This is a genomic window from Acinetobacter sichuanensis, assembly GCF_003024515.2.
Lineage (GTDB): Bacteria > Pseudomonadota > Gammaproteobacteria > Pseudomonadales > Moraxellaceae > Acinetobacter > Acinetobacter sichuanensis.
The window spans coordinates 101,870-115,290 of the sequence record NZ_PYIX02000004.1; the positions used below are offsets into that span (position 1 = coordinate 101,870).

General features: G+C 35.0%; 12 protein-coding genes. 5 read left to right on the forward strand and 7 right to left on the reverse strand.

Annotation, left to right across the window (positions count from 1 at the left end; genetic code table 11):
• Positions 1 to 20: 20 nt before the first annotated feature.
• Both C9E89_RS04375 and C9E89_RS04380 read right to left on the reverse strand, forming a co-directional pair.
• Entirely contained in the window at positions 21 to 956 is a 936-nt protein-coding gene (locus C9E89_RS04375; RefSeq protein WP_107008078.1) for a glycosyltransferase family 2 protein, read from the reverse strand.
• Positions 957 to 958: 2 nt separating this feature from the next.
• The gene (locus C9E89_RS04380; protein WP_107008077.1) at positions 959 to 1,651 is read right to left on the reverse strand and encodes a hypothetical protein; all 693 of its coding nucleotides are present in this window, start codon (positions 1,649 to 1,651) and stop codon (positions 959 to 961) included.
• 144 nt (positions 1,652 to 1,795) lie between these two features.
• Here C9E89_RS04380 and C9E89_RS04385 point away from each other — a divergent pair, with 144 nt between their 5' ends.
• Genes C9E89_RS04385 through C9E89_RS04395 form a run of 3 tightly spaced genes read left to right on the forward strand, consistent with a single transcriptional unit; the run spans position 1,796 to position 4,461 of the window.
• Positions 1,796 to 2,569 (forward strand): glycosyltransferase family 25 protein, encoded by a 774-nt coding sequence (locus C9E89_RS04385; RefSeq protein ID WP_107008076.1) that lies wholly within the window; start codon positions 1,796 to 1,798, stop codon positions 2,567 to 2,569.
• A 9-nt stretch (positions 2,570 to 2,578) separates the two neighbouring features.
• Positions 2,579 to 3,421, forward strand: a complete 843-nt coding sequence (locus C9E89_RS04390; protein WP_107008075.1) for a WlaTC/HtrL family glycosyltransferase — start codon at positions 2,579 to 2,581, stop codon at positions 3,419 to 3,421.
• Entirely contained in the window at positions 3,421 to 4,461 is a 1,041-nt protein-coding gene (locus C9E89_RS04395; protein WP_107008074.1) for a capsular polysaccharide synthesis protein, read from the forward strand. The genes C9E89_RS04390 and C9E89_RS04395 overlap by 1 nt, the downstream gene beginning before the upstream one ends.
• A gap of 59 nt (positions 4,462 to 4,520) precedes the next feature.
• Here the strand turns inward: C9E89_RS04395 and C9E89_RS04400 are convergent, their stop codons facing one another.
• The 4 genes from C9E89_RS04400 to C9E89_RS04415 form a co-directional block, all read right to left on the reverse strand.
• Entirely contained in the window at positions 4,521 to 4,739 is a 219-nt protein-coding gene (locus tag C9E89_RS04400) for a hypothetical protein (protein ID WP_107008073.1), read from the reverse strand.
• 120 nt (positions 4,740 to 4,859) lie between these two features.
• Positions 4,860 to 5,735, reverse strand: coding sequence for a lysophospholipid acyltransferase family protein (locus tag C9E89_RS04405; RefSeq protein WP_107008072.1), 876 nt, complete (start codon positions 5,733 to 5,735; stop codon positions 4,860 to 4,862).
• A 258-nt stretch (positions 5,736 to 5,993) separates the two neighbouring features.
• Complete coding sequence (aspS, locus tag C9E89_RS04410) at positions 5,994 to 7,781, reverse strand: aspartate--tRNA ligase (protein WP_107008071.1); 1,788 nt, start codon at positions 7,779 to 7,781, stop codon at positions 5,994 to 5,996.
• Between the two features lie 494 nt (positions 7,782 to 8,275).
• Complete coding sequence (locus tag C9E89_RS04415) at positions 8,276 to 9,052, reverse strand: DUF4184 family protein (protein WP_107008088.1); 777 nt, start codon at positions 9,050 to 9,052, stop codon at positions 8,276 to 8,278.
• 132 nt (positions 9,053 to 9,184) lie between these two features.
• Between C9E89_RS04415 and znuD the strand changes: the two genes are divergently transcribed.
• Positions 9,185 to 11,311, forward strand: coding sequence for a zinc piracy TonB-dependent receptor ZnuD (znuD, locus tag C9E89_RS04420; RefSeq protein WP_107008070.1), 2,127 nt, complete (start codon positions 9,185 to 9,187; stop codon positions 11,309 to 11,311).
• 84 nt (positions 11,312 to 11,395) lie between these two features.
• A complete protein-coding gene (locus C9E89_RS04425; protein ID WP_107008069.1) occupies positions 11,396 to 12,859 on the forward strand; it encodes a phospholipase D family protein in 1,464 nt (487 codons plus the stop codon).
• Between the two features lie 108 nt (positions 12,860 to 12,967).
• Here C9E89_RS04425 and C9E89_RS04430 read toward each other — a convergent pair whose 3' ends face one another.
• Complete coding sequence (locus C9E89_RS04430) at positions 12,968 to 13,420, reverse strand: hypothetical protein (RefSeq protein WP_107008068.1); 453 nt, start codon at positions 13,418 to 13,420, stop codon at positions 12,968 to 12,970.
• Between the last annotated feature and the right edge of the window lies 1 nt (position 13,421).

Consider the following 13,421-nt stretch of genomic DNA (forward strand, 5'->3'; position numbering starts at 1 on the left):
CAGAAAAATGTATTAATCAGTTATGCACGTGGTTTGCGAACATGATCCAATTGAGAGAAGTAAGATTTAAGCTGCTCAGCACGAGAATTCCACCATTTTTGTGGATTTCTTTTGGCTAAAGCATAATAAAAAAACTCTTTTAAACTTTTTTGATCACGGGATTTTAGACTTTTCCAATACGTTGACAAAGCCTTTTTCTTGAGCAAATTTTGTTGAATTTGATCAAGTGGATAATCGTTTAAAAAATCATAAATAGTAAAAAACATATCATGATGTTGTTGGTTTAAATTTTGAGATAAACGGTTATCACCCCGTTTAGTTTTGGTTTCTTCAGCATCTAAAATTACAAAAACGGTGGCAGTTTCGGTAAATAATAATTTCTGTGCAACTACACCTAATTCTAAAGCCAGAGATTCATCTTGAATAAATAAGCTTGAGTTACAACCTTGAGATTTTTGCCAGACCTCTTTTGAACACATGACACACATTTCCATGATGTTGTGCTGAATCATGTAGGTCAGTGGTTGTTCAATAGTCGAAGTATCCATTGTTGGATAGTTTTGAATTTCTGCTAAATCACGGATTTTGACTTTATTACCATAAAATAAATCGCAGTTTTCAGCTTGCATCAATTCGACAATTTGTTTCAAACGATTGGGTGCAAGCACATCATCAGCATCCATAAAAAATAGATAATCACCTTGTGCTGCGTTGCCTCCTTGATTGAGACGGTTTGCAGGACCTTTATTATCGATATTGTGAATAATTTTAACTTTAGGATATTGTTGTTCTAATTGTTGGGAAAAATTTTTCCAATTTGGATCAGTTGAAGCATCATCAGCTACAATGATTTCTAAAAGTTCAGGCAAGTTAGGTTGCAAAGACTCAATCGTTCTTTGTAAAAGAAGACCTTTATTAAAATGAGTTAAAACAACCGAGATGGAAACTGTTGCCATATCTAGTTCACCTGCTTGTATTTAAGGGTTTTATTTAACCATAAAAAGAAGGTTTTTAAATGCCCTGTAAAACTATTGGTTGCTAAAAATTGTACTTGGACATAAGGAATATTATATTTTCGGCAAAAAAACATACGGTGATGACCTTGATGTAGTTTATCTTTTACACCTAAACCACGGCATAGCATAATTGCCATAGGATGATTTTTATCATAACCATGTTCTTTAAATGAAATATCAATATCGTGGAAACGACTTTGGCGTTGATCTTTAGGCACGCCCCATTTATTGCGATCACTATAATTATAAGCGGTTTCTTCGTTTTTTAAATTACGTTCAAGGTGATTATCAATAATATCACTGAGTGCAATTTCATAGCTTTGTGTTGAAAAGTCTAGATATTTTTTACGAATTGGTTTAAGTAGGGCTAATAATCCAAGTTGTGGTGCTCGTTGTTCAAACATGATCCATGTGGGAAAATGAGTTAAACCTTGTTTTTGTGCTTGAATTAAGATGTCGCGACCTTTAAAGAGCACATCCGAAATATTTTTAGACTCTTGACCAATGAGTAAAATAACATCTTGATTTGTCATTGTTTTAGTATTCGTTGAAGATTCAGTCGGAGCATCATTAAGATTTAATAGTTCTTCAATCTTTATATGATAATACTCAGAAGAAAAACCAAATTGTTCCATATTGCTTAAATCATAAAAAAATAAAAACAGATCATAATCTTCTTACTACAAAAAATCTATTCATACTGGCTATATGGCATTACTATTTGAGTGATGAATGAAATATAATAATGAGGTTCCAAATAGTTATTTTAGGTTTGTGCGGTGAAGAAATATTTAATTAGTATTGAAAAAACAGATAGTCCTCGTTTGGCTGGTTTTTTTGCGCAACCAACTTTTGGAAAATACCAAAATGAATTTAAAAAAATAGGTGTAATTGGTGCCCAATTACCAACAGCAGAATATTTTAAACTTGCTGTTGCAGGACGTAAAAAAGCATTAAGTCCTGCAGAATTAGGCTGTACATTATCACATGTGACTGCATTTAAAGATTTTTTAGCTTCAGATGAAGAATATGCTTGTATTTTTGAAGATGATGCGATTTGTTTACATGATTTAGATTTAAATGATTTAGAAACTCAGGTTAAAAGTTTGAATTTAAATCCATGCTTTTTTTTAAGTATGGGGGGAATACAATTAAAAAGTAGTGCTAAAGTTCGTGGAAATTTTTTAATAGAAAAAATAAATCATACGCCTGTATTAAAGTTACATCCTATTTATTTCGGACGTTTATTTTACACTTATGCTTATATTATTGACCGAAAAATGGCAGAGTTATTAATACGTTATCATGAAGTTCCAAAAGGATGTGATCATTGGTCACAAATCCGTGATTATGATTCAACATGTCAATTTTATGCGACTTTTTTATTTGATCATCCAGAGCTAGATGAAATTTCAACAGGGCAAAGCTATATTGAGCAAGAAAGAAAATTATTAAATAAAGAGGAAAAAGTACAAAAAACGATACTTTATAAATGGAAGGTTTCGATTTTAAAAAGAATTTTTAAAATAATGTTAAGTAAGTACCCAAAATAGGTCAACTCAATGTCAATTACAATTATTACTGCTTTTTTTGATATTGGACGAGGAAGCTGGAGCGTAGAAAATGGGCATCCTTGTTATTTAGAGCGTTCTACAGAAAAATATTTTAAGTATTTTTCTAATTTAGCTCATCTTGAAAACCATATGGTTATTTTTACCAGTACAGATTATGTGGCTAAAATCAAAGCGATTCGAAAAGACAAGCCTACAACGATTATTGATATCTGTTTAGATAAAAAGTTTTATGCATGTAAACAAGCTATTGAAGATATTCAAAAAAGTGAAGATTTTAAAAAAAATATTGGCGCTGAACAATTAAAAAATCCTGAATATTGGTCGGCTGAATATGTTTTAGTGACGAATTTAAAATCATATTTTGTCAAAAAAGCCATTAAGGAAGGGTTTGTGAATTCATCTTTAGCTGCATGGGTGGATTTTGGGTATTGTCGAAATTTAAAAACTTTAAATAAAATTAAAGCATGGAATTTTTCTTTTTCCTTAGAAAAAGTTCACTTTTTTTCGATTAAAAAAGTTTTTGATATTAATCAAGAAAATGTAAATTATGCAATTTTTAATAACCAAGCATTTATTATTGGTGGTGTAATTGTTGCAGCTCCTGAAAAGTGGCTAGCATTTTCAAATTTAGTATATCAATGTCAAATCGATATGCTAAATCAACATATTGTTGATGATGATCAAGGCGTTTATTTAACGACACTATTAAAAGAACCAGAACTTTTTGAAATACACTATTTAGGTGAGGATCAATGGTTTGATGTATTTAAACTTTTTGCAGATCAGCAACTAGATATAATAGATCGTATAAAAAAATGGATGGGTTTTTAATGTCACAGAATAAAATAAATAATCTAGCCAATCAAAGCCTTGATCTAAATATGATTAATTTATTTTCTCAAGATGAAGTTCAGACTGTGCGTTTGAAACGTCTCAAAAAACAGCCTTGGCGAACATTTTATTCAATATTTGTACCTAAAAAAAAGCGAAAATTGCAAAAAAAACAAGCAAATATTTTACAGAAGCAACATGTAGCAAAACTTTGGAATATTTTTTTAGACCAATATTTTGATGGAAAGTTAGATCATTTCCAATTAAAAGCTAAAAAGCAATTTACTGATCAAAAAATCATTTGGCAATACTGGGGGCAAGGCTTGGCTGCCGCACAGCAAAATGATACGGTAAAACTATGTTTTGCTTCTGTTGATCGTTTCAAAGGTGATTATCATGTCATTCGACTGGATGAAAAAAGTGTTCAGGAATATTTAGATTTACCTGACTTTATTTGGGAAAAGAAAAAAAATGCCCAATTTAAACCTGCCTTTTTTGCAGATTTAATTCGTCTGGCATTATTAGATCTTTACGGAGGAATTTGGATTGATGCAACGATTTTATTAACAGCACCAATTGATCCTGTGATTTTAAAACAAGATTTTTTTATGTTTCAGCGTGTTAGTTCTGCAGAAAATCAAGATTTTTGGACAGCTTTTAACACTGATTATTTTGGTTGGGGTGAAGAACATGTTGTAAATGTTCTAAATAGTTTTATTGTTGCTAAAAAAGAGAATAAAGGAGTACATATTTGTTTTGAGATAATGATGAATTTTTGGAAAACTCAACAAGATATTCCACATTATTTTATCTTTCAAATTATGTTTAATGAATTATTAAAGCGTCCTTCGTTTGAACAATCATTTTTACTGATTGATGACACTTTTCCTCATTTATTACAAATTCAACTTAAAGAGGAATATAATGAAAATAATTTCGAGCGTATTTTATTAAAAACCAACATTCATAAAATAAACTATATGCATGGATTAAATGACTCTAGTTATTTTGAGCAATTGAAAAAGAAATATTTAAAATGACTCAATCATCAAAGTAACGTATGAGTAAATAAAACTATTTATTCATACGTTTTAAAAATTTATTTTTGATCTGCATTACCTTTGATCACTAAATAAATCAGCGATCCCATAATAAGGAAACCACCGCCAAAACAGCTTAAGCAGAATAATAAAATACGTTCATATTTATCTAAATCAAATAATTGATGATTTAAAATATATAAGACAAAGCCCCACTGAATTAGTGCAAATGCAATAAGAACAATCGTATGACGACGAACATCGGGACGCATAGCCATTGGAGAATTACCTGTAAAATGAACAGTTGTAGTATGCCATTTTTGAGAACTTATCTCAATTGAATATCAGGTAAAGCATCTTCAATCATTTTTTTAATGTTTATGTTCTAAAATGCAAACTTAATGTGATTTTTGATAAATATTGCATTGGTTAGATAAGCGACGGAAACGTTTATATGACCAAATATATTGTTCAGGTGCTTGGTTAATCATCCTTTCCATTTCTGTATTAAGTGTATCTACAGAAAGTTGAAGATCTTTTGATAGAATTTCATTTGCAATTGGTTGACAATGAACAGAATATTTTTGTGGTTGCTGCTCGTTACGAATGCAGCTTAAGCCTAAAACATTACACTGAGTTTTACTTGCTAATTTAGATACTAAGGTACTACTGAGTGCATGCTGTCCATAAAAATCTGAGAAAATTCCTCCAGATGGTTTTGGTACATGATCAGGTAATATAACGGTTAATCCACCTTGTTTGAGGTGTTTAAAAATGGCACGAATTCCACTTTCATCTGTAGGAACTAAAGTGGCGTTGGCTTTTTGACGGGCTTCGATCAAATAACGATTAATACCTTTATTTTTATTAGGCTTATACATAATCACTGGGGCTGTGTATAAATTGAGCCAAGCATTGAGTAATTCCCAACAGCCAAAATGTGGAACAACAATAATGCTCCCTTTTTTATTGTTCAATGCGTCGAGATAATGCTGTTCACCATGAATTTCACTTAATAAATTTAGGCTATAAGCTGGTGTAGACCCCCAACATTTAATAAATTCTAAGTAAGTCATACACTGACTTTTTAAGCTTCTTTTGACTAAGTCATTGTGCTGTTTTTGTGTTAAATCTGGATATGCAATTTTTAGATTGATTGCAGTGATTCGTTTCATGGAACTATTGATGAGGTTGAGCCACCAAGCCACCCAGCTTGCAAGAAGTTGTAGGAAAGACAACGGAAGTAGGGCGATAATTTTTAAAATAAAATACATAAGTGACTCATCAAGCCTGCTAAAAGTTTATGCAGGAAAAAGGGAAAAAAGAGTCATAAATGAAACTTTGTTCAATATTTTGCATCATATCTGAAAAAGTATATAAAGTGACTGTTTAAAAGTTTCAAATCGAAAATAAAAATTAAAGAGAGTCAGTTATTTATTAAATTTAAGATTTATATCAGACAGTTGAGATCAGGTCATTTATCATTAAAAAAACCCTGCACCAAGGCAGGGTTTTATTACGCAAATAAAGAATTAAGCGTCTTTATTTTCAGCTTTTGGTTTTTCACGTAAGCGAATACCTAAATCACGCAATTGATTTGGTTCAACTGGTGCAGGTGCTTGAGTCAATGGACATTCAGCAGTTTTGGTTTTCGGGAATGCAATCACGTCACGGATCGAAGATGAACCAGTCATCAACATCACCAAACGGTCAAGACCAAATGCTAAACCACCATGAGGAGGCGCACCGAATTTCAATGCATTTAACAAGAAGCTGAATTTTTCTTCGGCTTCTTCTTCACCAATGCCAAGCGCTTCAAAGATTGCTTTTTGCATTTCAAGGTTGAAGATACGCAGAGAACCACCGCCAACTTCAGTACCGTTTAGAACCATGTCATATGCTACTGAAAGAGCAGCACCAGGGTTGTTCTTCACTTCTTCAACACTTGATTTTGGTAGTGTGAATGGGTGATGCACAGAAGTCCATTTACCGTCGTCAGTTTCTTCAAACATTGGGAAATCTACAACCCAAAGTGGTGCCCACTCGCAAGTTGCAAGTTTCATGTCATGACCGACTTTAATACGTAAAGCACCCATTGCATCATTTACAATTTTTGCTTTGTCCGCACCGAAGAATACGATGTCGCCATTTTCAGCACCAACACGTTTCAACAAATCAAGCACGATTGGCTCAATGAATTTAACGATTGGAGATTGAAGACCTTCGATACCTTTCTCAAGTTCGTTGACTTTGATATAAGCCAAGCCTTTCGCACCGTAAATACCCACGAATTTAGTATATTCGTCGATTTGGCTACGTGGTAATGCACCAGCACCTGGTACACGAAGTGCAACAATACGACCTTTAGGATCTTTTGCAGGACCAGCGAATACTTTGAATTCAACGTCTTGCATCATGTCTGCAACGTCAACCAGTTTCAAAGGAATACGCATATCTGGTTTGTCAGATGCATAGTCACGCATTGCGTCTGCATAAGTCATACGTGGGAATTTGTCGAATTCAACATTTAAAAGTTCTTTGAACATTTTAACAGTTAATTTTTCCATCAAATCCATGATGTCATCGTCACTCATGAACGATGTTTCAACGTCGATTTGGGTGAATTCTGGCTGACGGTCTGCACGTAAGTCTTCGTCACGGAAACATTTAGCAATTTGGTAATAACGGTCAATACCACCCACCATCAACAACTGTTTGAACAATTGTGGTGATTGTGGAAGCGCATAGAAGCTACCGTTAGAAACACGACTTGGCACTAAATAGTCACGTGCACCTTCAGGGGTTGCACGTGTTAAAACAGGAGTTTCAACGTCTAAGAAACCATTTTCTTCGAAATAGTTACGAATCAGGTTGGTCAGTTTCGAACGGAAACGTAAACGATCAATCATTTCTGGACGACGGATATCGAGGAAACGATATTTCAAACGAATTTCTTCAGAAATATTTGAGTTTTCATCATTTAATGGGAATGGCGGTGTTTCAGATGCAGCAAGAACTTCAATTTCTTTACCTAAAACTTCGATTTGACCGCTGACCATATTGGCATTTTCTGTGCCTTCATAGCGACGACGTACACGACCTACAATCTTTAATACGAATTCAGAGCGTGCTTTGTCTGCTGTTGCAAATGCTTCAGGTGTATCTGGATCGATTACAACCTGAACAAGACCATCACGGTCACGCATATCTAGGAAAATGACACCACCGTGGTCACGACGACGATGTACCCAACCGCATAGTGTAACGGTTTGGTCAATTTGAGCTTCGGTTAAAGAACCGCAGTAATGAGTTCGCATCATAGCGTTAGAAATCCAACTATATGGGTTAAGTTCAGCGAATACGTAAACAGCGCACCGCTTTTATTCGAATGTAGGATTATGCCTCTTTGGGCATTGAGTCACAAGGACTTACAGTAAAAACTACCACATTGCCTGATTAATTTAAGCGGATACAAGTGAATTTTTAATGACTAACTGATGTTACGCATTGGATTTAAATTAAATAGCTGAAAAAAAGCAAAAGCTAAATTTACACGACGGGATCTTACATCTAAAGTTAAAATTTGGGATTCGCCTTCGGCTCGACCTACTTTTCTTTCGGGAAAAGTAGGCAAAACCATTGTCATCCGCAAAACTCGTTGACCACCGCAAATTGATAAATACATCGCAGAAACATTTCTACCTAAAGTAGTCCTGCCTCAAACACGTTGCGGATGACGTTTCCGTGTATCCACATTTTTCTAGCTCCAAAGTTTAATTTTAGAGTTACTGCGTAACATCAGTGACTAAATAGATTATTCATGCACTGAATCAAAATATTTTCGATATTTAAAATAGTGGAATAAAACACAACCTAAGGTAAAACAAACCATTGCACCTTGAGTAAATGCTTTCATAAAAAAGCCAATAAATATATAAAGATCTGTTTGTTGTGGTACAAAACCCATCTTTTTTGCAAAATAAATGTAATAAGCACAGCCACTAAAGAACGAAATAAAAGCCAAAAGAAAGCAAAATGTTTGGAGCTTCGCATTTGGTTTTTTATGGATACGGTATTTTGAAAAGTAATGCAGACCCATCCACAATAAAAATGGTAAAGCGACAATTGAACAGCCGATTTGTAAGATGCGATGCATTGGATAAGTCTGATGGAAAATATGAATAGGTTGAGCAAGAAAATTTTGAAAAGCAAAGGTTCTAAAATCTAAATGTGTCAGTCCATCCCAAATAATATGGGTTGAAGTACCGATTAAAATCGCGATGACCATCCAAATAAAGAATTTTATAAATGATGAAAATGAGTGAATGTTAAGCGGTTTATCAATCGCTAAATATTGAAAAATCATTGGACGATAAAGGCAATACCAAAGAAAGCAAAACATTAAACCAACAAACAAATCTGGATAGATTAAGCCTTTAAATTGATGATTAAGATGAATTTCAGTTTTGACTAAAACACGATACAGGTCAGGCGTCATCGTTCCGATTGCGAGAGCAGCAACGGGTAAACGATTGCCTGATAATTTTGCCAGTGGAGGTGCTAAAACTGCATGAGAAAGTGTAAAAGGCATATCAAAACAATGAAATATAAAATCCTGTGAGTCTAACGATTTTTTATAAAAGTAATGTTTTTTATTGCAAATTAAGTGAAATGTTATAATATAACAATTATTTTGAAAGTATAATGCTTTGCGAGCAATCACATGTCTTTTTCTAAACATATTTTAGCACTTTCTATTTTAACTACATTTTCATCTATGAGTTGGGCTGAAGATCAACAGGTAGATTCAAAGCCAACGGATAAGATCAATGAAGATGGAGTTCAACTATTAGATGCCGTAACTTGGACAGCACATCCTTTAGAACAAAGTACACAGGATTTTGGTGTTGCCGATCAAACGATTTCACGTGAAAAATTACAGCAGGGAGGAACAACTTTAGGAGAAGCACTCAAATCTGAGCTAGGTGTATATTCTAGTAGTTTTGGTGCAGGTTCGAGTCGACCTGTGATTCGTGGACAAGAGGGCGCACGAGTAAAAGTCACACAAAATGCAACTGAAAACATGGATGTATCCAGTTTGTCACCAGACCATACCGTCACTGTAGACCCACAACTGGCTGAAAAAATAGAAGTGATTCGCGGACCATCAACTTTACTTTATGGCGCAGGCTCTGTCGGTGGTTTAGTCAATGTTGTTGACTCTAAAATTGCGACAAAAATGCCAAAAGACGGTTATGCAGGGGATGTTGGAGTACGTTATAACTCAGGTAATGATGAAAAATTAGCACATGCAGGGGTAACAGTTGGCTTAGGCTCAAATGTCGCTTTACGTGTGGAAGGTTTAAAGCGTGAAGCCAATGATTATATTACACCCAATTATATCGTCACCGAAGATCATGATGATCATACACACAGCACGAAAGAGCGTCGTGTTGGCAATACATTCTCTGAATCAGAGAATATCAATGTAGGTTTATCTTGGATTGGTGAACGAGGTTTTGCAGGCGTGTCTTATAGCAATCGCCAAGATCAATATGGTCTGCCAGGTCATAGTCACGAGTATGAATCATGCCATCCACATGGTGATCATTTACATTGTGGTGGACATGATGATCATGACCATGAAGATGAATCTGCACATGAACATGAAGGACATGATCATGATCACTCAGGTGCGGGTCCATGGATTGATTTAAAAACAGAACGTTATGATTTTCGTTCAGAGTTAAAAGACCCATTTGCAGGTTTTAAAAAATTACGTGCTCAAGCGAGTTATACAGATTATCAACATGATGAAATTGAAGGTGATGAAGCAATGACCACTTTCAAAAGTAAAGGTTACGAAGGGCGTGTTGAGTTAGTCCATAACCCAATTGCACAGTGGGAAGGTGTATGGGGAGTACAAGCCAGTCAGCAAAAACTGGATATTTCAGGTGAAGAAGCGATTTTTGCACCCAATAAAACTCAAAAATATAGTCTATTTGGTTTAGAGCATCGTCAGTTTGGTGATGTGCATTTAGAGTTGGGCACACGTTTGGATCATCAAAAAATAGAGATTGATTCAACTCAAAAAGACTTTGATGGCAATGCTTTTTCTGTTTCAGGTGCAGCAAATTGGGAATTTAAGCCAGATTACACATTATCTTTATCGGCATCACATCAACAGCGTTTGCCTTCTGCGCAAGAGTTATATTCAAATGGTGGGCATTTTGCGACCAATACGTATGAGTTAGGCAATGAAAATTTAGATAAAGAAAAGTCAAATAATGTCGAACTTGGGCTGCATTATGAGGGTGATCAGCTCAGTTATCATGTTCATCTGTATCATAACTGGTTCGATAATTACATTTATGCACGTACACTTGATCGTTATGAAAATTTCCGTCTTATTCAATATAGCCAAGATGAAGCGAAGTTTTATGGCACTGAAGCAGAAGTGGCTTATCAGTGGAATGATATCTATAAAACAACGATTTTTGGTGATTATGTACGTGGCAAAATTGACAATGAAAATGCGCCTCGTGTGCCTGCAGGTCGTTTAGGAACACGTGTAAATGCAACTTTTGACGAAAACTGGTCAGGCTCTGCTGAATATTCACATGTGTTTAATCAAGATAAGTTTGCCGCTTATGAGCAAGAAAGCAGTGGATACAATATGGTTAATGTTGGGGTTGCTTATCAGCATCCATTTGCAAATAAGCAAATTGCCAAAGTGTACTTCAATGCCAATAATTTGCTAGATGAAGAAATTTATGAACATAGTTCATTCTTGGCGAATATTCCACAAATTGGGCGTAATTTTGTGATTGGTGTAGATTATAAGTTTTAGTTGAATTGCTTTTATTCACCAAACCCTTATTGAAAAATAAAGAGATTAGACCTAGGCTGAATACATTAGTCTAGGTTTTTTCTTATGCGTATTTTCAATAAAATTCACAGTAAGCTGAATTGGTCAAAGCGTCGTTATTTCAGCATTCTTTTAGGTGTATTGGCTTTAGGATATTTATCTTCAGCGATTTATCATACCTATAAACCTGTCGTAAAAGGTTTAGATTTTACTGGAACACTGCGTCATGCCAATGTGAAATTTATTGCAGATGAAACCTATATCGATGCACAGGGTAAACAACAGCTTGATCAGTATATTTTTGATCAAGTTTTGGCTTTGATTAAGCAAGCAAAAACGACCATTGTGATTGATATGTTTTTATTTAATCAAGAGTTAGGTGATTCAAAAGCTCAACATCGTCAATTAACTGAACAATTAACTCAAGCATTGATTAACCAGAAAGTCGTTAATCCAACCTTAGAGATTAAATTTATCACAGATCCGATTAATTCTGTTTACGGCGGTATAGTACCTGAGCAGTATCGAAAATTACGTCAGGGCGGAATTGAGGTGATTGAAACGAATCTTACACCACTACGGGCTTCAAATCCGACATGGTCTGGTTTTTGGTATTTATGCTGTCAAGATATAGGCAATAACCCTGAGAAAGGTTGGCTCAATAATCCATTTGGGCAAGAAAAAATTACGGTTCGTAGCTATCTAAACTTACTTAACTTTAAAGCAAATCATCGTAAAACCATTGTAGTTGATACTGATGAGGGTTGGAAAACCATTGTCACTTCAGCAAATCCGCATGATGGTAGCTCGCGTCATTCAAATGTTGCACTCATGGTTGATGGTGCGACAGCAACAGATGTTTTAAAAACTGAACAAGTTGTTGCACATTTATCAGGTGGTGATGCTCCTTTTGTGATTGTGGGTAAACTGCCTGAAAGCCCAGTCAATCCACAAGTACAAGTGCTGACTGAAAAAGCAATTTATGATGCAGTTTTAAAGATGCTAGAAACAGCAAAAGCCAATGACCAGATTGATTTGGCGATGTTCTATTTATCTGAACGTCAAATTATTACAGAACTCATTGCAGCAAAAGATCGTGGCGTAAAGTTACGCATTTTACTTGATCCGAACAAAGATGCGTTTGGTCGTCAGAAAAATGGTATTCCAAACCGTCAAGTGGCTTCTGAACTCAATGATGCTGGCATAGAAGTACGTTGGTGTAATACGCAAGGTGAGCAGTGTCATAGCAAAATGATCATCAAACGTAATGCGCAATCTGCCGAATTGATATTAGGTTCTGCCAATTTTACTGCACGGAATCTGAAAAACTATAATCTGGAAACCGATCTACGTGTTGTTGGTCATCCGCAACAGCAAGTTTTTCTTGATGCAACGCAGTATTTTAATACAGCTTGGTCGAACTTGAATGGTCGCAATATGAGTGTGGATTATTCTAAATATGCTGATGAATCTAAACTGAAATATGGCGTATATCGTTTTATGGAATGGAGTGGCTTATCGACGTTTTAATCATTTTTTCTTTGCAAATTCAAAAGATTTGCTCAGGATTTTGATTTTTATAAGTAGTGAAAACAATCTTCACCTTCTCCTTTTGGGAGAAGGTTGCAGTTTAGATCATTAAGGTTGCGGATTTGGCGGTACGATTTTATCCAAATCTTTATCCGTCATTTTGTCTAACTCTTTAATATCTGTTTTGATTTTCCACTGACTTTCATCTTCGATAGGCTGTGGCAAACGCGCTTCTAACCAGTCACAGATGACATCAGGTGGAAATTCAGCATGATTACACTGAATCACCCAAGCTAGAAATTGTTTTGCTTCACCATTCATATAAGGTGGAGGAGAGACAGGTAAAAACTGAGTTGGGAGACGCTCATTTTTAGAAATATAATTTAAAACGTGCCCAAGTTCTTGTACAGTTTGCCAAGCAAGTGGATGATCAATATTAATCTGAAACTTAAACCACCATGCAGATTTTCCATCTGTACCATAACTGTCTATAAATGCTTCTTGTACACTTGGTACTTTACAAAAAAATTGATGTAAACGGTCAAAACTCAGTTCAGCCACA